Source organism: Polyangium jinanense, assembly GCF_028435365.1.
In genome coordinates this window covers 151,762-173,221 of record NZ_JAGTJJ010000009.1, presented here as the reverse complement: position 1 = coordinate 173,221, position 21,460 = coordinate 151,762, and the positions used below count along the sequence as shown (strand labels likewise).

Genomic DNA, 21,460 nt, shown 5'->3' with positions numbered 1-21,460 from the left:
CTTCACCGCCCGTCGAGGAGCGCTTCGAGCGTCGACAAGTCTGACACCGGCGCCGAGCAGGTTCGATTCCGACAAACATACGCCACGGTGTCGTCGCCCCGCGCGGTCTTGCCCTCGGCGAGCACCGCTGCCGCTTCGGCCGTCTCCGGCCGGCGCGGATCCACCCACACCACGTTCCTGTGCGGCAAGTAGCGGCGGAACACGGCCTTCGCGAGTGCCTGTGTCCGCTCGCTCGACGGATCTCCCACGAGCACCACGTCCACCGTCCCACGCACGAGCCGATCGAGCACGGCGACGGCCTTGCCGAGGCCGAGCGGGTTGTCGATCGCGGTGGGGCCGATCGGCTCGATCTGCCGTCGTCCGTGTTCGGCGTACGTCTCGTCCGCGAGCTCGCCGAGCCGCAGGCAAAGCTCCGCGGCCATGGATGCGCCGGACGGCACGGCCTGATCGAAGACGTCCTTCGTGCGGGCGATGAGCGAATCGCCGTCGTCGGGCGCGAAGAAAAAGCCGCCCTCGTGTTTGTCCTCGTGATGCTCGATCATCGCGTCGGCGATCGCGCGGGCGACGGCCACGTACCGCGGGTTGCCCGTGGTTTCGTAGAGATCGAGCGCGGCGCTGCCGACGTACGCTTGATCATCGAGGAACCCGCGCCGCGCCTCCGGCGCCTCGTTCTCGCCCGGCATGTAGTACCGGCGCACGCGACCCTCTCGCACGAGCCGCTCCTCGAGCGCTGCGAACGCGACCTCTGCCGCGCCGATCCACGAAGGTTCGTCGAGCGCGCGGCCGGCTTCGGCGAGCGCGCCGATGAGCAGCGCGTTCCAGCTCGCGAGGATCTTGTCGTCTCGCATCGGACGCGGCCGCTGCTCCCGCGCCGCGAGCATCTTCGCCCGCGCTCGTTCGAGCGCGCGCTTCGCCACGTCCGGCGCGAGATCCACGATCGCCGCAGTCCGTTCGATCGACCGCACCTCCGAGAGCACCGTCGCGCCGGTCTCCTCGAAGTTGCCCTCCTCCGTGATGCCGAATTGGACCCGCGCGACCTCGTACGCCTCGTGATCGTCGCCCAGGGCTGCGCGTAGATCGCCGAGCTTCCACACGAAAAACTTTCCTTCTTGGCCCTCGGAATCCGCGTCCTGCGTCGCGTAAAACGCGCCCGATGTGTCGCGCATCTCGGCGAACAGGTACGTGACGATCGCGCGCGCCGTCTCTGCGAAGCGAGGGTTCCCGAGCGCGCGATAGCCATCGGCGTAGAGCCGCAGCAAGAGCGCGTTGTCGTAGAGCATCTTCTCGAAGTGCGGCACGAGCCAGCGCGCGTCCGTCGAGTAGCGGTGGAAGCCGCCGCGCAGGTGATCCCAGATTCCGCCCTTCTGCATCTTGTCGAGCGCGAGATCCACGCTCTCCTTCGAGACCGCGTCACCCTCGAGCGCGCCGCGTAGCAAGAGCACGTCGAGCGACATCGTGTTCGGGAACTTGGGACGCGCGCCGAAGCCGCCGTTGTGGCTGTCGAAGCGCGCGAGCAGACGCCGGCATGCTCTGCGCAAGAGGTCCTGCCCGATCGCACCCTCGCCCGCTGGCAGCGCGCCCACGCGCGAGATCTCCTGCGTGATCTCACCGGCCTGCGCGAGTACTTCGCCGCGGCGTCGCTTGTACGCGTCCGCGACCGCTTCGAGGATCGCGGGGAAGCCGGGCACGCCGTACTTGTCCGCCGGCGGGAAGTACGTTCCGGCGAAGAACGGTTTTTGATCCGGCGTCAGGAACACGGTGAGCGGCCAGCCGCCGCTCCGGCCCATGAGCTGCACCACGAGCTGGTAGACCTGATCGAGATCCGGACGCTCCTCGCGATCGACCTTCACGTTCACGAAGAGCTCGTTCATGCGCTTCGCGATGGCGTCGTTCTCGAACGACTCGCGCTCCATCACGTGGCACCAGTGGCAGGCGGCGTAGCCGATCGAGAGCAGGATGGGTTTGTCCTCCCGCCTCGAGCGTTCGAGCGCCTCGGCGCCCCACGGATACCAGTCGACCGGGTTTCGCGCGTGCTGCAGGAGGTACGGCGACTTCTCCTTCGCGAGCCTGTTCTCGTGGGCGCTCATGGGAGAGCACCTAGGGCATCGCGCACCCGGCGGGAAGGCGGATTTCCCTGCTTTCAGGCCTTGCCGAGCACGAGCGCGCAGTTGTGCCCGCCGAAGCCCGCCGAGCATTTCGCCGCCCAGCCGACGGGCGCGGGCCTTCGATCTCGCACGACATCGAGCGGGCCGAGCTCCGGATCGAGCTCGTCGACATTGATCGACGGATGCAGCACCTGATCACGCAGCGAACACACGACCGCGATCGTCTCGGCCGCGCCCGCGCCGCCGAGCAAGTGCCCGATCATCGATTTCGTCGCCGAGATCGGGATCTGCGCGAGCCGCTCGCCGAAGACGCGACGGAAGGCCAGGATCTCGGCCATGTCGCCCTGCGGCGTCGAGGTCGCGTGCGGGTTGATGTAATCGATCGCCTCGGGGCCGATGCCGGCTCGCTGGAGCGCGCGTTCGAGGGCGAGCGCGAGGCCGAGGCCCTCGGGGTGCGGGCGCGTGAGGTGCTCGGCGTCCGTCGTCATGCCGAAGCCGCCGACGACCGCGAGCGGCTTCGCCCCGCGCCGCTTTGCATGCTCTTCCTCTTCGAGCACGAGCACGCCCGCGCCTTCGCCCATGACGAACCCCTGGCGCCGCTTGTCGAACGGGCGGCTCGCACGGGTCGGATCACCCTCGAATGCCTTCGAGAGCGCGCGCGCATTGCCGAAGCCCGCGACGGTGTTCATCCGCGTCGCCGCCTCCGCGCCGCCGGCGATCATCACGTCGGCTTCGCCCGCCTCGATGAGGAGCGCGCTCGTCGCGATCGAATGCGTGCCTGTCGCGCAGGCGCTCGCCAGGCTGTAGGACGGGCCCATGAAGCCATAACGCATCGAAATGAGCGCGGCCGCGCCGTTTGGCATGACGCCCGGTACGAAATACGGCGACACCGCGCGCGGGCCGCGCTCGTTGCTTCGCGCGATCTGCTCTTCGAAGATGTCGACCGAGCCCATGCCGGTCGACATCAAGCAGCCGACGCGCGACCGTGCCGCGGCGGACTCCTTGTCGAGCCCGGCCATGGTCACGGCCTCGACGGCCGCGCCGAGGCTGAAATGCGTCACGCGGCCGTAGACCTCGGCCTCTTTGGGGGACATGTACCGCGAAACGTCGAAATCGCTCACGCTCGCGGCGATGTCGCTGCGGAGTTTGTCGGTCGGGAACTCGCGGATGTACGAGACGCCCGAGCGCCCGGCGAGCAGGCTCTCCCAGAAGGTTGAGACGTCGACCCCGACGGGGCTCACGACGCCCATTCCGGTCACGACGACGCGGCGGGGCATGGGGGTGGGATCAGCCGCCGGCGGCGAGCCGGGCCTCCACCTTCTTGCAGAGATCGCCGACCGTGACGAGCTCGACGAGGTCCTCGTCCGGGATCACGATCCCGAGCTCGGTCTCGAGCTCCCCGACGATCTGCATCACGGAGAGCGAGTCGATGCCGAGCTCGCTGATCTTGGACGCAGGCGTCACGTTCGGGAAGGGGCGCTTGTCGACGCGCGCGGCCACGGTCTTGAACATCTCGAGCAGATCGCGCTTCTCACTCATGTCTCAGCCAATCCTCTCGAGCTCCATCTGGACGAGGGAGCTGTAGTGGATGTCGAATGCGCGGACGCAGGTGGAGAGGTACCGGTCGTAATCCTCGAAGACCTTGTCGCCCCACTTCGCCCGGATCGTGGTCTCGTTCAGGCGGAGGCGCCGGAGCCACTCCGCCGTCGTGCGCTGGTAATGCTCGCGCCGCGTGTGGAGCGTCTTGACCTCCCACCAGGGATTGATGGCCTGGATGAGCTCCTCCAGCCGCGGATTCAGGCCGTTCGGGAAGATCTCCTTCGACGAGAACGAGAAATCTTCGAGGTCCTTCCGCGTATCGGCGGCGAGCGCGCCCCAGGGCCGCATCTTCGGCGTGCGATTGCGCAGGATCGCCTGGAAGCCGAACGAGGAGCCCGGCTTCGTGAGCTTCCAGCACTTCTCGAAATAACGCCGGTAGATGTCGACGGCCTTGCCCTGCCGCGCCTCCTCGAGCGAGCAGAGATGGTCGATCATGCAGATCGAGATGAGGCCGTCGAATGTCTCCGGCGTATCCCATTGCATGAAATCGGCCGCGACACACTCGACGCCCGGGATGTTCCGTTGATTGACCTCCGCGGCCATCGCGCGCGAGAGCGTGATCCCCACGGCACGGTCGACCTTGCGCGTCGTCGCGAGGTACTCGACACACGCGCCCCAGCCGCAGCCGATGTCGAGCACGGTCTTGCCCGGGCCGGCTTTCGCGAAATCGCTGAGGATGTGCAGCTTGTTGAGCTGCGCGGCTTCGAGTGATTGATCGGGCGACTCGAAGACGGCGCACGTGTAGTTCATGCGCTCGTCGAGCCAGAGGCGGAAAAACTCGTTGGAGACGTCGTAGCTGACCTCGACGTCCGCTTGGCTGGATCCCATCAGAGAGCTCCTCGGGTTTCGGTCTCCCGGGCGGGCGCGCGGGGAGAAGGGACGGCGGGGGAATCGAACGACGCGCTCGGGTCCTCGCCCTGCTCCCCCACGAGCTCGAGCTGCCCGTTTTCGAGACGCATCTTCGTCTCGCGGCGGCGCACCTTGCCGCTCGACGTCTTCGGTAGCGTGCCGCGCTTGATCAGCACGACCTCGGCGAGCTGCACGCCGAGCTCGGCCCGCACCGCGTGCGTGACCGCCTCGATGAGCGCGCGTTTCGCCTCGCCGAGGCGCCGCGACTCCGCCACGAGCACGGCTTCCTCGGCGCCGCTCGCGCCGCGCCGCGCGAAGGCCACGCATTGCCCGTCGCGGATGCCGTCGACCGTGGAGGCCACGCGCTCGATGTCCTGCGGGTAATGGTTTTTCCCGTTCAGGATGATGAGGTCCTTCGAACGGCCGCAGATGTAGACATTGCCGTCGGCACGGTATCCGAGGTCGCCCGTGCGCAGGTAGCCCCCGCCGAACGTCTCGCTCGTCGCCTCGGGATCGCCGAAATACCCCGCGGTCACGCTCGGCCCGCGCAGCCAGATCTCGCCGACCTTTCGTTCGCCGAGCGGCGCGCCGTCGGGGCCCGCGATCAAAAGCTCGTGCCCGGGGAAGGGGCGCCCGCACGAGACGAGCTCGAGCGCAGGCGTCTCGTCTTTCACGGGCTCGGCCTTGCCGTTTTTCATGGTGGCGAGGTCGATCCGGTCGGTTGCGAGCGGCTTGCCGAGATCGTGGAACGTCACGGCGAGCGTCGCCTCGGCCATGCCGTAGCAGGGCAGGATGCTCTCGGGCGAGAGGCCGTTTTTCGCGAACCGCGCGAGGAAGGCGCGCAGCACGTCGGCCTGGATCGGCTCGGCACCGCAGCCGAGCGCGCGCATACACGAGAGATCCCAGTTACCAGCCTGGCTGTCGGTCACGGCGCGTGTCGCCAGCGCGAAGGCGAAGTTCGGCGCGAACGTGATGGTGCCGCGGAAGCGGTGAATCGCGTCGAGCCAGAGCGAGGGCCTGCGGATGAAGGACATCGTCGGCAGGAACATCACCTGCACGAGCGCGTAGACCGGCGCGATCACGAAGCCGATGAGGCCCATGTCGTGGTAGAGCGGCAGCCACGAGACGCCGCGATCCTCGGGCGTCGAGCGCAGCCCGTCGAACATGATCGCGTGGCTGTTCACGCTCAGGTTCTCGTGCGTGACCATCACGCCCTTGGGGCGCGAGGTCGAACCCGAGGTGAACTGGAGGAACGCGAGATCCTCGCCGCGAACGTCGGGCAACGTGGCGTGCGCCGAGCCCGGATCGATCGCGCCGAGCTCGCGCTCCAGCACGAGCCGCGTGTCCGCGCTCTGCGTGCCGAGCAGGTGCTCCTGGATGAGCGGGCGCAGCGCGTCGTTCGTGACGACCACACGCGCGCCGGACGCCGCGAGCACGTGACGCACGGTGTCGCCGTAGGCTTCGAGCTTGGCGAGGGTCGCGGGCGGGTACATCGGCACGGCGACGAGGCCTGCCGTGAGGGCACCGATGAAGGAAAGGACGAACTCGTCGGGCTCCGGGAGGATCAGCGCGACGCGATCCCCCTTCGACAGGCCGAGCGCCTGGAGCGCGCGGGCGCGGCGGCTCGCCTCGGCCCAGAGCTCCGGATACACGACGCGGCGCTCCTGGCCGTTCGTGCGCACGAAAGTGACCGCCCGGTCAGCATGGACCGTGTTTTCGCGGAGAACATCGATGAACGTGCGCATGGCCCAGGAGGTACGTCCTGGCTACCCGGTCATGAATCGCCGGAAAGCCGAGACGCAGGCATAAGCGAATCCCGGACCAAATCAACCAGAAACGATAAATGCTGGAAATCGAAAGGAAATCCAGTGCTCGTTCGGGGTGGGTGTGTCGGATTTTCGACAGGTGCGATGCGTCAGAGAAAATCTGTTCGCGTATGCCAGTGCACCGAATCAGGGGGCCCAGACGTAGGTGCCGGGCTGGCTGTCGATGCCTTCGGGCACCTTGGCGGCTGGATCGAATCGGCAGGTCATCGGGCGGTACTCGATCGCGAGGGTCTGCGGCGGCGCGGGCTTGCCAGCGGTCGGGCTCGGCGGAGGCTTCGGCGTCGCGGGGCGGAAGACCCAGCTCTGCGCGAGGTTGCCCCCGAGGACGGCGATGGTCGGGATGCGACCGAGGCCGATCGCCTCCCACGCCGCGACACACGGCGATTCTTTGGTGCCGTGGAGGACGACGCCCGCCGTGAGCAAGGTCATGGGCTCGGTGAGCGGGGGTTTTCGTTCGGAGGATTCGCTTACGAGGACGGCGTGGCGCCGACCGGGGTACATGGGCTCGCGGCCGAGGAAGGCGTGCGCGGCGAAGCGGGGCGTGGTGCGGCGCTCGTCGGGTTTGCAGGCGCGCGGCAAGTCGGGGAGGTCGAACGGCGTGGGGATGGCGATGGCCGGGCCGAACGTGCCGTCGTTGCGGAATGCGTGGAACGAGGCCGCGGCGAAGCCCGCGCGCGGCTCGCTGTACACGACGAGGTCGCCGAGCGTCGTGCTGCCGATGTAGCTCCAGTCGCTCCGCGCGAGGCGCTCGCCGTCGGGCGACGTGCCCGGCGCGAGGGACATCCCGTTCGCGGACCAGGTGCCGCCTTCTCCCTGGCGCGCGAGGAGGAAGGTGAGGGGACCCGCGTCGTCATCGGAGAGCGTGGCGACGGCGAGGGGCTTGCCATCGGCGAGCACGGCATCCATGCGGAAGTCGGTGACGCCCTTCGGCAGAAACGTGGACCAGGTGGGATAGGGAAACGTCTTCTGTTTGCCCTTCGGATCGAGCAGGAACGTGAGGTCCTGGCGCGACTCGGGCGCGTGCGGCCGGAGGAACAGCGCGCCCGGCGTGACGGAGATGAGCGCCGTGTCGAGCTGCCACCGCGCGCCGTCGGCCTTGACGTCGCCGCTCGTGAACGCGCCCGCGTCGGGGAGGCGAACCTTGGCGGTCGTGCCCTCCATGAAGTTCTCCCACGCGAGCTCGACATCGCGCATGGGGCCCGTGGCGCGTGGACCTTCCGGCGATTTCGGCGGCGGCAAGCGCACGCGGGCGACGGCGTATCCTTCCGTCTGGTGCGAGACCTCCATCGCGACCTCGGCGCCTTGAGGCGCAGGTCCGAGGAGCGGACGCGTGATCACGCGCGCCTCGCCTTCGCCGCGCTCGGGGCCGAGCGCGGTCGTCACAGTCACGGCGTTCGTGCGTGGATCGAACGAGAGCACGGACCAGAGCGAGCGTCCCCGCGCGAGCTGATCCACGCCGGGGAGCCCGAGCGCGTGGATCGGATCGACGTCCTCGATGCGGGTCCAGTTCACGCGTGGATCGAGCTCGCAGACGATCGGCGTGCGCGGCGATGGCACGCGATGCGGCTCGGGCGGGCCCGCGGGCGGCGTGGTGAAGGGCTCGGCCTGCCCGTTCCAGCCGACGCGGCTCATCGTGTCGCCGACGAGGCAACCGGCGCCGCTGCACACGAGCGTCAGCGGGCCCGCTGCGATCTCGCGCGTGAGGCTTTGCGTCGCGGGGATCTCGGTCCACGTCGTGCCGCCGTCGAGCGACTCCCACGCGCCCATCGTCTGCTCGCCGTGCGGCCTGTCGGAGATGACCGAGAACGCGACCGCATGCCGGCCCGCGCCGCCGACGAGCCCCGGATCCGAGGGCGGTCGCGCCACGCCGAGCAAACGACCGTCGTCGTCCGTCGTGACATACGCGAGCCCGCGCGGCGTGAGCAGCGTGAGCCCCACAGTGCCATCGTCGCCCGGCCTGAGCGCGGCTTGATCACGCGGATCGAGGTCCGCATCGGCCTCCTCCGCGGGCACCTCGTCGCCCTCCTCGAACGAAGGTCCGTCATCGCGACGCGCGCGCGACACGTCGAGCGTGCGCTCGCTGAACGTCTCGCCGCCATCGTGCGACACGTAGAGCGCGAGCCTCTCGTCCTTGCCGCGCCGCGCGAGAAAATATGCCGAGCGGCCGTCGACGGAGAACGCCGGCGAGACCGGCGCGCCCGAGAGCGAAGGCGTCTCGGCGACCGTGGCCACGAGCTTTGCGCCCTCGCGGCGCACGAGCAGCGGAGAAGAACCCGTGCATCCGTTCGATGTCGCCGCGGCCCCGTGGGCCTTGCAGGCGCCCGCGACGAGTGTGCTTCCGTCGCTCGACACCACGAGCGAGGTAGACGCCTCGCCCGTCGAGAGCACGAGCGGATCGCTGAAGTGCGCGCCGTCGTCGTGGCTCGTCCGCACCTCGACGATGCCGCTGTCGTCGTCGCTTCGCTTCATGCAACCGAGCGCGACGTGTTTCTCGCGCGCGCCGAGCTTCAAGCTCGTGCATCCGCTCGTACCGGGCAGGCGCTTCTGCGCGAGCGGACCCTCGAGCGGACCCGTCAGCAAGGTGTAGTCCTCGCCGTCTTCGGGGAGCACCACCTCGAGGTAACGATCGCCGTCGAGCACCGCGCGACCTTCGAGCACCGAGCTCGCGGACGGCGCGTACGAAATCTCGAGCGCGATCGAACCCGGCCCCGTCTCGACGACCGCGTCCCGCCGCGTGAACGTCGCGCTCGTTCGTGGATCCCACACGAGCGTGCCCGTCATTCCTTGCGCGGCGAGATGTCCTTCCGCGGTGCGGCCGACGCGACGCGCGCCGATGGGCGCAGCACTGCTCGCCCGTTGAAACGTCTTCCCATCATCGCTCGTGAGCAGCGCCTCGGGCAGCGCGAGCGCGAGCGCCTGCCCGTCGTCCGACACGGCGACGTCGAACACGCGCTCCACGATCGCCACGCGCTTCCACGTCGGCCCCTCATCCAGATGGAACAGCTCTCCGCTCGCCGTCGCGCCGAGCACCGTGCGGCCTCCGCTCGCGACCTGCACGAACCGCGCGGGCGCGGCGATCGTTCGCTTGATCGGCGCGAGCGGACCTTCGGCCTCATAGATGCGCCCGCTCTGCCCCACGAAGAGCCACGACGCCTTTCCTTGCGGCGTGATCCCCACGATCGCCTCCGGGGCCACGTCCGGCGCGGCTTCGGCGCGCCCGCGGCACGTCGTCACGGCGCCGTCTTTCGTGGCCCGCGCCGCGCGGAAGCGATGTCCTTCCGCGGTGGTGATCAAGCAGCCGCCGTCCTCGAGCGCGAGCGTCGCCGTGGCCGACGCGGGCATCGGCGGGTGAAACGACCAGTGCGCGGGAGAGGCGACCTGCGGCGGCGCTTCGGCGGCGGGCGGTGGGGGCTTGGGGCGTGCGGCGTGCGGCGGCTCGCCGGCTCCGCATCCCGCGGCGAGGAGGCTTCCGCCGAGGAACGTGAAGGCGCGCGAGCGGACGGTCATTTCTCGGCGTCGACCCAGCGGGCCACGAACACGTTCGTCTCGCCGGGCGTCGTGCCGAAGCGGTTCGAGGCGAACACGAGGTACTTGCCGTCGGGCGAGAACATCGGGAACCCGTCGAACCCGTCGTAGAACGTGATCCTCTCGCTCGCGGGCGCGCCCGTCGTGGTCGCGGGCCCCTCCGAGTCGACCATGTAGAGCTCGAAGTTCGGCGCGCCGCGCAGCTCCGGCGGCGAGTCCATGTTCGACGAGAAGATCACGCGGCGCGAGTCGGGCAGGAAGTACGGCCCGAAGTTCGCGCGACCGTTCTTCGTGATGGCGCGCGCGTTCTGCCCCTCGAGGCCGCCCACGTAGATCTCGAGCTTCGTCGGCCGCACGAGCCCCTTCCCGAGGAGCGCGCGGAAATCTTCGAGCTCCTTGCCTTCCGGCCGGCTCGCGCGCCAGACGAGCTTCGTCGAGTCCGGCGAGAAGAACGCGCCGCCGTCGTAGCCGGGCGTGTTCGTGATCCGGCGGATGTCGGTCCCGTCCGGCTTCATCGTGTAGAGCTCGAGATCGTTGTCACGGCTCGACGTGAACACGATGCGCGAGCCGTCGAACGCCATCGTCGCTTCGGCGTCGTAGCCCGGACCGCCGACGAGGAGCTTCAGATTGGAGCCGTCGGGGTTCGCGACGTAGATGTCATACGGATCGAGCGGCCAGACGTAGCCGAGCGAGCGATCGGGCTTCTGCGGGCACGCGGCGCCTGCGGCCTCGGTCGTGCTGTAGAGGATCTTGTCGCCCTTCGGGTAGAAGAAGTACCCGCACGTCGTCCGGCCCTTGCCGCTCGACACGCGCTTCGTCTCGCCCGACTCGAGGTCGAGCACGAACTGCTGATCGCAGGCCGCGCCGTCGCGCGTCGACTGCAGGATCAGCTTCTTGCCGTCGGGCGACCAGTACGCCTCGGCGTTCTCGCCGCCGAACGTGAGCTGCCTGAGGTCGGCGAGGTGTTTTTCGCGTGGATCACTCTCCACGGGTTTTCCCGCGCGGATCGCGAAGGGGATCCACTCGGGCTTGGCCGTCGTGGTCGCGCTCGGGATCTGGCCGAGCGGCTCCTTCGGCTGCGGCTCGGGCGTGCAGGCCGCGGAAAACGCGAGGGTTACGGCGAGGAGGGGGAGGAGGGATCGGATCGTCGGGGTCACGGCGGCGCGCACTCTAGCGCGCTTTCGTGACGAGGGTGGGTGAGGATCGTGCGCCCCGCGCCTCGTCACGACGCGTGCGCCTGGACTTTTAGGCGCGCGGTGTCTACGGCGTTCCGGAGCTGATGGGCGCCGATCTCCGGCGCGAGCCATGCGCCGGCCGCGTCGAGGGAATGGAACACCCGGTGGGGGAACGGCAGCTTCGCCATCGTTTGCAACCCCGTCGCCACGCCCCGCACGAGCGAGCCGCGGAATCCCCCGCCCTCGAAACACACCGCCGACCGCCGCAGCCGTTTGCCCGCGGCGCCCACGGCCAGCGAGGCCAGCGCGTCCCGCGCCTCCTGCGAGGGCAAGGGCGCGTTCTCCGCCACGATCGTCAGGCACGTGATCCCGTCCGGGTATTTCCGCTCCAGCAAATCGAGCGCCCGCCGACAGGCCGCCACGGCCGAGAGGGTCGTCTCGCGCTCGAACACGAGGATCAGGATCCGGTTGAAGACGGCGACGACGTGATCCTTCGTTGCCTCGACGGTGATGATCGACAGCCCGTCCCGCATCAGGTTTGTCTAAGGGTATCGCCTGCGCGCCGCAACCCCGAGGTCGATTCACCGTGCGCAGAGCACGTACCAGGCACGATTTCGACCGTGGCAACTCTCGGTACCAGGGCCTCGCCTGCTGGCGTTTTCCCCCACCTTCGCGCAAGATCCGGGCATCCTATGCCCCGAGCTTCCCTTCCGTGCGAAACGACCGCGACCTCCGACCTCGCCCACGAGCGCGCCTATACGCGCCGGGCGCGCATGGAGAGAGCTCCCCACTTCATCGACGGCCGCTTCGTGAACCCGGCCGTCCTGCGCTCGCCGCGCGTCGAGTTTGGCGTCCTGCGCGAATTCCTCGCCCCCCGCGTCTCCCGCAGGCCGCCCGCGCCTTTGCCCATGGTCTCGCCGCTCGACGGCTGGCGCGACCCTCCGCGGACCGGCCTCCGCACCGCTTGGCTCGGCCATTCCACCGTCCTGCTTGAAATCGACGGCGCGCGGATTCTCACCGATCCCGTCTGGGCCGATCGCGCCTCCCCCACGCGCCTCGCCGGCCCCAAGCGCTTCCATGAGCCCCCCGTCGCCATTGCTGCGCTCCCGCCGCTCGACGCCGTCCTCGTCAGCCACGACCATTACGATCACCTCGACGCCGCTGCCGTCCGCCTCCTCGCGAGCACCACCCAGGCGCATTTCGTCACCGCGCTCGGTGTCGGCGCGCGCCTCGAAGGGTTTGGCGTGCCACACGAGCGCATCACCGAGCTCGACTGGTGGGAAGAGACCCTGATTCCCGGCACCGACGTCGCCATCGCCGCCACCCCCGCGCAACACTTCTCCGGCCGCGGCCCCTTCGATCGCAATACGACCCTCTGGGCGAGCTACGTCTTCCGCGGCCCTCGCCACCGCGTCTTTTTCTCCGGCGACACCGGCCCCGAGCCCACGCTCCCGCTCATTCGCAAGAAGTTTGGCCCGTTCGACCTGATCCTCCTCGAAGTCGGCGCTTTCCATCCTGCCTGGGGCGACATCCACCTCGGGCCCCAGCAAGCCATGGAGGCGCACCGCGCGCTCGGCGGCGGCCCCTTCTTGCCCGTCCACTGGAGCACGTTCGATCTCGCGCTGCATACGTGGGACGAACCCATTGTCGTCCTCGAAGAAGGCGCGCGTGACGGCGGCTTCGACCTTCCGCTCGTCGCCCCGCGAATCGGCGAGGTCCGCGACGTCCTCGACCCGGACGAAATCCGCCGCTCGCTCGCGCGCCTCGACGCGTGGTGGCGCGAGGTGCGGTAGAACCTGCGAAAGCGCTTGCTTGCCCGCGCCTCCTCGTCGCACCATCCCGCGCATGGAGCGACCCTTCGAGATCCCCGAAGACCTCAACATGGCCGACTGGTTCCTCCGCGCGCGCCTGCGCGAGGGCCACGGCGATCGTGTCGCCATCCTCGCGGGCGATCGGCGCCTCACGTACGCCGACGTCGATCGCCTCGCGGCTCGTTTTGGCCATGTTCTCCGGAGGCTCGGCGTTCATCCCGAAGAGCGCGTCATCGTCGCCCTCCCCGACATCCCCGAGTTCGCCGGCGCCTTCTTCGGCACGCTCGCCATCGGCAGCGTCGTCGTCATGGTGAATTGCCACCTCAAGACCGACGAAATTGCCTATTTCTACGAATACTCCCGCGCTCCCGTCGCGGTCGTCCACGCCGAGCACCTCGATGCGTTCGTCGAGGCCTCGAAGGGCGCGCGGCATCTCCGCCACATCCTCGTCGTCGGCGCTGAAAACCCGGCCCCGCATGCCTCGTTCGAGGCCCTCGCCGCGGGCGTACCGGACACGATCGACCTCTTCCCGAGCCACCGCGACGACGCCGCGATATGGATCTTCTCCGGCGGCACCACCGGCCGGCCCAAGGCTGCCGTCCAGACGCACGCCTCGTTCGTCAACACGACCGAGCTCTTCGCCAAGCGTGTCCTCGGATATGGTCCCGACGATCGCACCCTCTCCGTCCCGAAGCTTTATTTCGGGTATGCCACCGGCTGTAACCTCCTCTTCCCGTTCTCCGTCGGCGGGAGCTCGATTCTCTTCCCCGAGCGCTGTACCGCCGAGGCCCTCTTCCAGCAGATCCAGAAGCACCGCCCGACCATTCTGATCAACGTCCCCACCATGGTGAACCACATGGTCTCGCACCCCGACGCGGCCGCGCAGGACCTCTCCTGCCTGCGCGTCGCCACCTCCGCGGGCGAGGCTCTGCCGGTCGAGCTCTACGATCGCTGGAAAAAGGCCTTTGGCGTCGAGCTTTGCGATGGCCTCGGCACCGCCGAGATGTGGCATATTTTCATGACGAACCGCCCCGGCGAGGTTCGTCCGGGCACACTCGGCAAGGTCGTCCCCGGCTTCGAGGTCAAGGTCGCGGACGACGACGGCCGCGCATTGCCCGACGGCGAGGTCGGCTGGCTCTGGGTGCGCGGAAATTCCCGCGCGATCGGCTACTGGCACGAGATGGAAAAGACCAAACGCGCCTTCCGCGGCGAGTGGTACGTCTCCGGCGACATGCTCCGCCGGGACGCGGACGGATATTTCACCTACTGCGGCCGCGGCGACGACATGCTCAAGGTCGGCGGCAAATGGCTCGCGCCCGCCGAGGTGGAGAATTGCCTGCTCCGCCACCCGGCCGTCGCGGAGTGCGCCGTCGTCGGCGTCGCCGACGAGAATGGGCTGACGAAGCCGCACGCGTACGTCCTCCCGCGGGACAAAAGGCCGGGGCTCGAGGAGGAGCTCAAAACGTTCGTGAGGGAAAAACTCGAACCGTACAAGGCCCCGCGCGAGGTCTTCCTCGTCGACGCTTTGCCCCGCACCCACCTCGGCAAGATTGATCGCGGCAAGCTCCGTCGCGCCTGAACCGCGTCGTTTCCTTCGCACCCGGGGTGTGTTACACCACCCGCGCCCCGATGCCCCTCCTCTCGTCCGCGTACAGCCGAAGGCTCCATCCCCGCTTTGCGCCGCTCGCCTCGCGCGAGGGCCTCGATGCGCTCCAGCCCGACGCCCGGCTCGCCCTCGCATCCGAGATTGCGCGGGCCCTCGGACCTACCTTCGCGCCGGTCTCGCAGCTCATCGGCGCCGCGGGCCTGCCCTCCTTGCTCCACGGCCCCACGAAGATGCAATTCGTGGCCGTCCCCGGCGGCACGTTCGTGATGGGTTTGTCCGAGGCCGAGATTGACGAGATCGCCGCCCTGTATGCCCCCCTCGGCCGCGCCGACGAGGCGCGCGCGCTCGTGCGCTGGTCGACCCAGCCCCCGCGCCGCGTCCGCGTCCAGCCCTTCCTTTGCGCGCTCGAGCCCGTCACGGATCGCCTCGCCCACGCGCGGCTCGCGGATATGTATCCCGACGAGGACGAGGGATACGTCCCCTCGGATGCGCCCGTCCCGTTCGCCCCGCGCCTCGCCGCCGAGCTCCGCGGCGTCCTCGGCTTCCGGCTGCTCTCCGAGGCCGAATGGGAGTGGATTGCCCGCGAGGGAGGCGCCCGATCCTGGCTCCGCGAGCCACCGACATCCATCTCGCTCGCGCTCGATCCCGCCCGTGATCCCTCGCCGCACCCCAATGCTTTCGGCGTCGACCTGCTCCAGGCCGGCCTCGAATTCGTCGCCGACGCCTGGCACGAGGGGTACGCCGGCGCGCCCGCGGACGCGATCGCCTGGCAACCGCGCGCCATTCCCGACAACACGCGCGGCTGCCATGGTGGTTTTCAGGACGAAATCGAGGCCGTCCGCCTCCACGCCGGCGTCCGCGAGGGCCGGCACGGCGACGACCCGGCCGCCGTGCGATTCGCGATCGACCTTCCCTGAGGCTCAGGGCTTCACTTCGAGCGCCTGCACCATCCCGTCGAAGAACCGCTCGGGCGTACATTCCATCCCCGTGTAGAACTCGACGAACGTCGTTTTCACGTGGTGGATCTTCCAGTCCCCCACCTGCATCGTCCCGCCGCTCGGGATTTGCTCCTCTTGATTGCCGGAGACGGCGCTCACCGAATACAGCGTCCGGTACTCCGTCTCCGGACAATCTTTCTTCTGCTGATTCACACATTCGACCAGGATCGATAGCTCCGGCCCGCCGCCCGGGATCGGCGGCAACGTCGCCGGGACCTCTGCATTCGCGTACCGCATCGCCACGGCCTGCCCTTTCGCGCCGCTCACGAGGTACGATTGATTCTCCTGTTTGGCCGTCACCACATCCCCCACGGCGAACACCTCCCCGAGATTCGCGCCTTCCCAGGCGAACCGCGCGGGCATCCCTCCCGCATCGAATGCGAGCTCCATTCCGAGCGCATCCACCGCCGCCACCGTCGCCTGCGCGCCGCTCGTCAGATCCGGCGTCGGATCCTCGAACCCGAGCCACGGCCACGATCCGAGCACGAGCTCGTCCTGCTCCATCGTGCACGCCGGCCCCATCATCCCGCCGCCCGCGCCGCCGCTGCCGCCCGCGCCGCCGCTGCCGCCCGCGCCGCCGTTTCCGTCTCCGCCCGCGCCGCCGCTGCCGCCTGCGCCGCCGCTGCCGCTCCCGCCGCCGCCTCCGCAGGCCGCGAGGCACGTCGCCGCCGCAACCACGAGCCCTGCTGCCCAAGAAAATCGTCGTTCCATGACCCATGAGGGGCATGCAATACAAGCGGCGTCAATCCCTCAGAGGGTGTTCCACAGGCTGCTGCGCGGCTCGATGCGTCGGTCGGCCTCCCTAGCCTCGAGCCGCTCGCGACGCCTGTGGAACACCCTCTCAAAACTCCACCGAAGCGCCACCGTCCCTGCCCCCGACCTCCCGGGACGCGTGGTCTCCTCGGCGCATGCACACAGCCCCCGCCGGCCGCGGCCTCCATTACTCTGCTGCGCGTGGGGCCGTGGAATCGGCGCTCCGCGTCCTCTTCCGCGGCGATTGGCCTGCGCGCGCCTGGGGCCGCTTGCCCATCGCCTCCTCCGTGCGTGTCGTCCACCGCCGCATCCCGCTCCCCGCGCCGCGCCCTTCTCCCTTGCGCATCGCATTCGCCTCCGACCTCCACCTCGGGCCCACCACCTCGCCGCGTACCCTCGACGAGGCCTTTCGCCTCCTTTGCGCCGCTCGGCCCGACGTCCTCCTCCTCGGCGGCGATTACGTCTTTCTCGACGCCACGCCCGCCCGCGCCCGTGAGCTCGAAGCCCGCGTCCGCGACGTCCCTGCGCGCCTCAAGGTCGCCGTCCTCGGCAATCACGACCTCTGGACGAACCATTCCCTCCTCGAAGACGCCCTCGCCCGCGCCGGCGCCACCGTCCTCGTCAATGCCGCAGCCCGCATGGGCGACCTCGCCGTCGTTGGCCTCGACGACCCCTGGACCGGCATTCCCGACGGCGACCGCGCCTTTGCCGCGACCGAGGGCGCCGCGCTCGTCATTGCCGTTTGCCACGCGCCCGGCGGCTTCCGTCATGTCCGCGGCCGCGGAGCTTTGCTTTACCTCTGCGGCCATACCCACGGCGGCCAGGTCGCACTCCCCGGCGGCATTCCCGTCGTCGTCCCGGGCGGCCGCCTCGCGCGCCGATTCCCGCACGGCGTGCATGAAGTCGAAGGCACCACCCTCTTCGTCTCCCGCGGCGTCGGCGGCGTCGAGATCCCGTTCCGCGCCTTCGCGCCTCCCGATATCGGCATCTTCGACATCGGCTGATTCTCCACGAATTCACCAGCCGCCCCGCGCCCCGCCGCCTCCCGAGCGACCTCCGCCGCCGGAGAATCCGCCTCCGTCGCCTCCGCCGCCACCACCGCGACCTCCGCGCATGATGAACCACAAAATGGTGAGCGCGAGCGACGGATTCACCGCGAACAATACCAAAAAAACCGCGGCCACGATGCCGAGCCAGATGAGCTCATGCCCCCGCCGCGCCTCCGGCTGCGTCGTGGGCCCGGGCGCGGGCACGAAGGCGTGCCCCTCGATGGCCTCGAGCAATGCGGACACGCCCGCGTCGACGGCTCCGTTCGGATCGCCGGCCTGGAGCCGCGGGGCCATCACCTCCCGGATGACCCGCGAGGCGATCGCGTCCGGCACGCGATCTTCCAGGCCATATCCCACTTCGATGTCGATCTTCCGATCCTTGGCCAGGACGAACATCACGAGCCCGTCGTCGAGCCCCTTCCGCCCGACCCCCCACGCCTCGAACGTCCGCACCGCCCAATCCTCGAGCGCCGCGTCCCCGATTGTATCCCCGATCCACACCACGACCTGGTGGCCCGTCTGCCGCTCGTATTGTTCCAGGCGTTCGTCGAGCCGATTCCGCGTCTCGGGCGACAGGAACCCGACGGTATCCGTGACGTGGCGGGTGGGCGCCGGGGGAATGGGCGCGGCCTGCCCCCGCGCGAGTCCGACGAACGTCAGCCACGCGGCGAGGACGAGGAACGTGACGGCGCGAATCATGTTCGCCGATCAGAACTGCACGGCGGGCGGCCTGTCGGCGCCGACCGTGGCCCGGAAATACATCTTCTCGTCGAAGCGATCGCCGAACATGTCGGCGATGAGGGTCGTCGGGAAGCGATTGCGCGTGGTGTTGAACTCCCGCGCCGCCTCGTTGTAACGCATGCGCTCGACGGCGATCCGGTTCTCCGTCCCCTCGAGCTGCGCCTGGAGATCACGGAAGTTCTGCGTCGCCGAGAGCTCTGGATATCGCTCGACGACCACGAACAGGCGACCGAGCGCCGACGAGAGTTGATCCTGCGCGGCCTGGAATTGCGCCATCGCGGCGGGATCCTCCGTCGCATGTTCGTCCCCGGCCGCCGCCTGCGCGCCGCCGCCCGTCACGGCCTGGGCGCGGCTCCTCGCCTCGGCCACCTGGATGAACGTATCCCGCTCGAAATTCGCCGCGCCGCGGACGGTCTCGACGAGGTTCGGCACCAGATCGAGGCGCCGCTGGTAGACGTTCTCGACCTGCGCCCATTGCTGATCGACGGATTGATCGAGCGTGACGAGCCGATTGTACGTGCTGATCCCTGCGGCCGCGACGACGACCACCAGGATGAGGACGCCTGCGAGGACGAAAAGCGCCTGCTTCATCGAGACCCCCGTGCACACGGCCCATGCCGCGCCGCACGGGGGGATGCACGGATCGTGCTGGGCGCCCTTCTCGAAAAGACCGGTCAGCCCCTCCGCCTGCGCCGCCGGAGTGCCATCATCGCCATTGCGCCGAGCATGCCGAGTCCGCCCGCCGTGCCCGCCTCGCGCCCAGCGGCCCTGCATCCGCAGCCGTCCTCATCCGGCGGATTCGTCGGAACAGCGCCGCCGCTGCCGCCTTCGCCGCCGCTACCGCCCGCGCCGCCGCTTCCGCCTGCGCCGCCGCTTCCGCCTGCGCCGCCGCTGCCGCCGCTGCCGCCTGCGCCGCCGCTGCCGCCTGCGCCTCCGCTCCCGCAATCGGGAATCGGCACGTACTGGCAGCCCGCCTGCGGATCACACGAATCCACGGTGCACGGATCGCCGTCCACGCAGACCTTCACTCTGCCCGCGCAAACCCCGAAGGCGCAGGCATCGTCGAGCGTGCACGCATTCCCGTCCTCGCATGCGTCCGCGTTCGCCGTGTGCCTGCATCCGAGCTGCGGATCACAGGCGTCGTCCGTGCAAAGGTTCCCATCGTCGCAACTCGTGGCCATTCCGCCCGCGCATGCGCCGCCTGCGCAGGTCTCGCCCGTCGTGCACACGTCGCCGTCGGCGCAGGGCATTCCGTCGCTCGCGCCGGCGTCCTGACAGACGTCCTTCACCAGCACCTCGGCCCGCGTCATCTCGATCGGCGCGGCGCCCGGCACGTCCTTGTTGTGGTCCCAGAGCTGCCAGATCGTATCGCCCCAGGCCCGGAGCTGCCCGAAGAACGGATCCGTCTGCACGATGTACGCCTTCTCCTCGCCCGAGGGCGTGGGGCTCGTGAGCGTCGTCGCCCCGGTCCCGAGGATCTCGTCCCGCAAGAACTCCACGTATTCGCGGCTCGTCGTCTGGTAATAGAGCCGCACCTCCACGCGACTCCCGCCGGCCGGCAACGTCAAGCTCACGTCGTCGTAGCCGCCCGTGTACTCCTCCGTCGAGAACAGGTTTGGCGAGACCGACCCGTCCCAGACCGGCTCAGCCATGCGTTTTCCCGCCTCGGCGATCCGGAATCCCTTCGGCGGGATGCGGTTGTCCTTCGAGCGCTCCGTCCCGAGGATGAAGTGGAACGATTTCGTTTGCCCCGTGAACGAGCTCGCCATCTTCGCCTCGTAGACGAGCGCGTCGTCGTGCGTCTCGTTCGCCCCGAGCGGCGGGCTCGACGGCGCGTGCGCGGGATCGAGCCCGCGCAGCGTGCCCACGGCGTCGTCGTACGGGTTCACCTCGTGGAGCAGTTTGTTGCCGTCGAACACCCGCACGTTGAGGAACATGCGCCGTCCCTCGGGATACCCCGTGATGAGCTTGTGCCCCGTGTTGTTCCGCACCCGGAACGACGTCGCGCCGCTCAGCGGATCGTACGACAGCGAAAGAATCGTCGCCGCGCGGCCGAGCGTCCATTTCGCGCGGTTCGACCCCGCGAGCAGCGCCGCCGCGTCGAGCTTCGTCCCCTCGTCGAGCGACAGCGTCAGCGCCGCCGCGCCTTGCCCGAGCAGCGCCGCGTTCGTCGCGTCGTAATTCGGCGACGACGGCACCGTGCTTGCGAGCAGCCACGGCACGAATGCATTGCCGCCCGTGAGATCGTGCAAGGGTTGCCCGCTCGAAGGGTGCTCCGTACTCCCCGTCGGCCGGATGACGGACCCGACGATCGACGCGCCCGCGCCCACGACGTCCGGCATGTGGCAATCCTGGCACGACGCGATCGCATCCCCCGGCTGCCCCGTCTCGAATTCGCCCGGCGCGTACGGCCCCACCCCCGGCGTGCCGCCGGGCAGCCCGTAATCGCTCAGCATGAACTCCGACCACGTGCGCTCGACGTGAAAATACTCGGACGGCGATTGCGTCTCCGTGGGCAGCACCGTCGTCCCGTCGTTCGGCATCGTGCCCTTCGCCGACATGTTCGCCATGACCGGGTTCGACACGTCGTGGCACGTCCCGCAGTAATACTTGCTCTTGTGGTAGCGGCTGTACTGCATCGGGTGGAACGCCTGCGCGTCCGCGAACGAACCGCGCCGCTCCGCCTTGTCGCTCACGTAATACTGACCCGCCCCGTTCTCATGGTAGGTCGGGCTCACGGGCCTGTGATCCGCGCCGTACATCGGGCTGCCGTTGAAGAGCGTGTGCGACTGCGATTGCAGGATGTCCGCCTCGCGCGTCTTCTCCGCCGCGACCGACGACATCATCCCGCTCATGTTCGTCTCGTCCCAGTATCCCGCCCAGTCGCTCCCCTCGCGCGTCCCCTGGAACGTGTCCTCGAAGAACGGATCCACCATGCGGTGGCAAAAATCGCATTGCACGCCGTCGAAATCGGCGTCGCCCATCGCCTGGCCGTTCGTCGGATCACTCCGGAGCTCGAGCCACCCCTTTGGCATGTGGCAACGCAGGCAGATGTCCGACCCGTTCGGGTTGCCGAGCGCCCAGATCGAGTCCTGCGCGGCCACCGTCAACGCGGCCCAGAAGAACGGATCGCGCGCCGCCTGCCCCATCATCGACCCTTTCCAGCCGAACCCCGGCTCGATCGCCGGCGCATACCCTGCGTGACAGCCGAGGCACTGCGAGGGCGGCTCGATTGCATTCTCCGCCCGCGGCTGCGTCCCCGGCATGCGGATCAGCGGATCGTATTGTACGATCATGGGCTCCCAGGCCCACGCGAGGGCGGGCGCGGCGGCGAGCGCGAAGGCGAGGAGGGCAGGGGTCTTGATCCGGGGGCGAGCACGTTTCGTCATGGCCAAGCTCCGATGCCGGCCATGCTCGCACGAC

Annotated in this window: 16 protein-coding genes; 4 read left to right on the top strand and 12 right to left on the bottom strand. The window is 69.1% G+C overall.

The genetic code is table 11. The features are described 5' to 3' along the window. Positions 1-2: 2 nt before the first annotated feature. The 8 genes from KEG57_RS19795 to KEG57_RS19760 all read right to left on the bottom strand — a co-directional run bounded on the left by KEG57_RS19795 (position 3) and on the right by KEG57_RS19760 (position 11,612). Positions 3-2,087, bottom strand: coding sequence for a thioredoxin domain-containing protein (locus tag KEG57_RS19795; RefSeq protein ID WP_272422620.1), 2,085 nt, complete (start codon positions 2,085-2,087; stop codon positions 3-5). Positions 2,088-2,140: 53 nt separating this feature from the next. Then, on the bottom strand, positions 2,141-3,382 hold the full coding sequence (gene fabF / locus KEG57_RS19790) for a beta-ketoacyl-ACP synthase II (protein WP_272422619.1): 1,242 nt from the start codon (positions 3,380-3,382) through the stop codon (positions 2,141-2,143). Between the two features lie 10 nt (positions 3,383-3,392). Continuing rightward, complete coding sequence (locus tag KEG57_RS19785; protein WP_272422618.1) at positions 3,393-3,644, bottom strand: acyl carrier protein; 252 nt, start codon at positions 3,642-3,644, stop codon at positions 3,393-3,395. A 3-nt stretch (positions 3,645-3,647) separates the two neighbouring features. Further along, positions 3,648-4,532 (bottom strand): class I SAM-dependent methyltransferase, encoded by an 885-nt coding sequence (locus KEG57_RS19780; protein WP_272422617.1) that lies wholly within the window; start codon positions 4,530-4,532, stop codon positions 3,648-3,650. Further along, positions 4,532-6,298: a fatty acyl-AMP ligase gene (locus KEG57_RS19775; protein ID WP_272422616.1), complete on the bottom strand. Its 1,767-nt coding sequence runs from the start codon at positions 6,296-6,298 to the stop codon at positions 4,532-4,534. The genes KEG57_RS19780 and KEG57_RS19775 overlap by 1 nt, the downstream gene beginning before the upstream one ends. Before the next feature lie 207 nt (positions 6,299-6,505). After that, complete coding sequence (locus KEG57_RS19770) at positions 6,506-9,886, bottom strand: hypothetical protein (RefSeq protein ID WP_272422615.1); 3,381 nt, start codon at positions 9,884-9,886, stop codon at positions 6,506-6,508. Then, positions 9,883-11,061 carry a hypothetical protein gene (locus tag KEG57_RS19765; RefSeq protein WP_272422614.1) on the bottom strand — a complete coding sequence of 393 codons (1,179 nt, stop codon included), beginning with the start codon at positions 11,059-11,061 and terminating at the stop codon, positions 9,883-9,885. The genes KEG57_RS19770 and KEG57_RS19765 overlap by 4 nt, the downstream gene beginning before the upstream one ends. Before the next feature lie 65 nt (positions 11,062-11,126). Next, positions 11,127-11,612 (bottom strand): hypothetical protein, encoded by a 486-nt coding sequence (locus KEG57_RS19760; protein ID WP_272422613.1) that lies wholly within the window; start codon positions 11,610-11,612, stop codon positions 11,127-11,129. A gap of 240 nt (positions 11,613-11,852) precedes the next feature. On the opposite strand from KEG57_RS19760, the gene KEG57_RS19755 reads away from it, so the two are divergent. Genes KEG57_RS19755 through KEG57_RS19745 form a run of 3 tightly spaced genes read left to right on the top strand, consistent with a single transcriptional unit; the run spans position 11,853 to position 15,413 of the window. Continuing rightward, on the top strand, positions 11,853-12,872 hold the full coding sequence (locus KEG57_RS19755; RefSeq protein ID WP_272422612.1) for an MBL fold metallo-hydrolase: 1,020 nt from the start codon (positions 11,853-11,855) through the stop codon (positions 12,870-12,872). A 52-nt stretch (positions 12,873-12,924) separates the two neighbouring features. Further along, positions 12,925-14,469, top strand: coding sequence for a benzoate-CoA ligase family protein (locus tag KEG57_RS19750; protein ID WP_272422611.1), 1,545 nt, complete (start codon positions 12,925-12,927; stop codon positions 14,467-14,469). 50 nt (positions 14,470-14,519) lie between these two features. Beyond that, the gene (locus KEG57_RS19745) at positions 14,520-15,413 is read left to right on the top strand and encodes a formylglycine-generating enzyme family protein (protein ID WP_272422610.1); all 894 of its coding nucleotides are present in this window, start codon (positions 14,520-14,522) and stop codon (positions 15,411-15,413) included. Between the two features lie 3 nt (positions 15,414-15,416). On the opposite strand, the gene KEG57_RS19740 is transcribed toward KEG57_RS19745, so the two are convergent. Next, the gene (locus KEG57_RS19740) at positions 15,417-16,205 is read right to left on the bottom strand and encodes a hypothetical protein (protein ID WP_272422609.1); all 789 of its coding nucleotides are present in this window, start codon (positions 16,203-16,205) and stop codon (positions 15,417-15,419) included. Between the two features lie 197 nt (positions 16,206-16,402). On the opposite strand from KEG57_RS19740, the gene KEG57_RS19735 reads away from it, so the two are divergent. After that, a complete protein-coding gene (locus tag KEG57_RS19735; protein WP_272422608.1) occupies positions 16,403-17,251 on the top strand; it encodes a metallophosphoesterase in 849 nt (282 codons plus the stop codon). 12 nt (positions 17,252-17,263) lie between these two features. On the opposite strand, the gene KEG57_RS19730 is transcribed toward KEG57_RS19735, so the two are convergent. From KEG57_RS19730 to KEG57_RS19720, 3 genes are all read right to left on the bottom strand, one after another. Continuing rightward, the gene (locus KEG57_RS19730; RefSeq protein WP_272422607.1) at positions 17,264-17,995 is read right to left on the bottom strand and encodes a TPM domain-containing protein; all 732 of its coding nucleotides are present in this window, start codon (positions 17,993-17,995) and stop codon (positions 17,264-17,266) included. A 9-nt stretch (positions 17,996-18,004) separates the two neighbouring features. Then, positions 18,005-18,628 (bottom strand): LemA family protein, encoded by a 624-nt coding sequence (locus KEG57_RS19725; RefSeq protein WP_272422606.1) that lies wholly within the window; start codon positions 18,626-18,628, stop codon positions 18,005-18,007. A gap of 83 nt (positions 18,629-18,711) precedes the next feature. After that, a complete protein-coding gene (locus tag KEG57_RS19720; protein WP_272422605.1) occupies positions 18,712-21,426 on the bottom strand; it encodes an MYXO-CTERM sorting domain-containing protein in 2,715 nt (904 codons plus the stop codon). Positions 21,427-21,460: the final 34 nt, after the last annotated feature.

What these genes read in the sequence shown, in the direction of transcription:
- KEG57_RS19750 (WP_272422611.1), top strand. Translation starts at nt 12,925, where the DNA reads ATGGAGCGACCCTTCGAGATCCCCGAAGACCTCAACATGGCCGACTGG.
- KEG57_RS19760 (WP_272422613.1), bottom strand. Translation starts at nt 11,612, where the DNA reads ATGCGGGACGGGCTGTCGATCATCACCGTCGAGGCAACGAAGGATCAC.
- KEG57_RS19775 (WP_272422616.1), bottom strand. Translation starts at nt 6,298, where the DNA reads ATGCGCACGTTCATCGATGTTCTCCGCGAAAACACGGTCCATGCTGAC.
- KEG57_RS19725 (WP_272422606.1), bottom strand. Translation starts at nt 18,628, where the DNA reads ATGAAGCAGGCGCTTTTCGTCCTCGCAGGCGTCCTCATCCTGGTGGTC.
- KEG57_RS19745 (WP_272422610.1), top strand. Translation starts at nt 14,520, where the DNA reads ATGCCCCTCCTCTCGTCCGCGTACAGCCGAAGGCTCCATCCCCGCTTT.
- KEG57_RS19740 (WP_272422609.1), bottom strand. Translation starts at nt 16,205, where the DNA reads ATGGAACGACGATTTTCTTGGGCAGCAGGGCTCGTGGTTGCGGCGGCG.
- KEG57_RS19770 (WP_272422615.1), bottom strand. Translation starts at nt 9,886, where the DNA reads ATGACCGTCCGCTCGCGCGCCTTCACGTTCCTCGGCGGAAGCCTCCTC.
- KEG57_RS19785 (WP_272422618.1), bottom strand. Translation starts at nt 3,644, where the DNA reads ATGAGTGAGAAGCGCGATCTGCTCGAGATGTTCAAGACCGTGGCCGCG.
- KEG57_RS19735 (WP_272422608.1), top strand. Translation starts at nt 16,403, where the DNA reads ATGCACACAGCCCCCGCCGGCCGCGGCCTCCATTACTCTGCTGCGCGT.
- KEG57_RS19720 (WP_272422605.1), bottom strand. Translation starts at nt 21,426, where the DNA reads ATGACGAAACGTGCTCGCCCCCGGATCAAGACCCCTGCCCTCCTCGCC.
- KEG57_RS19755 (WP_272422612.1), top strand. Translation starts at nt 11,853, where the DNA reads ATGGAGAGAGCTCCCCACTTCATCGACGGCCGCTTCGTGAACCCGGCC.
- KEG57_RS19780 (WP_272422617.1), bottom strand. Translation starts at nt 4,532, where the DNA reads ATGGGATCCAGCCAAGCGGACGTCGAGGTCAGCTACGACGTCTCCAAC.
- KEG57_RS19730 (WP_272422607.1), bottom strand. Translation starts at nt 17,995, where the DNA reads ATGATTCGCGCCGTCACGTTCCTCGTCCTCGCCGCGTGGCTGACGTTC.
- KEG57_RS19795 (WP_272422620.1), bottom strand. Translation starts at nt 2,087, where the DNA reads ATGAGCGCCCACGAGAACAGGCTCGCGAAGGAGAAGTCGCCGTACCTC.
- fabF (WP_272422619.1), bottom strand. Translation starts at nt 3,382, where the DNA reads ATGCCCCGCCGCGTCGTCGTGACCGGAATGGGCGTCGTGAGCCCCGTC.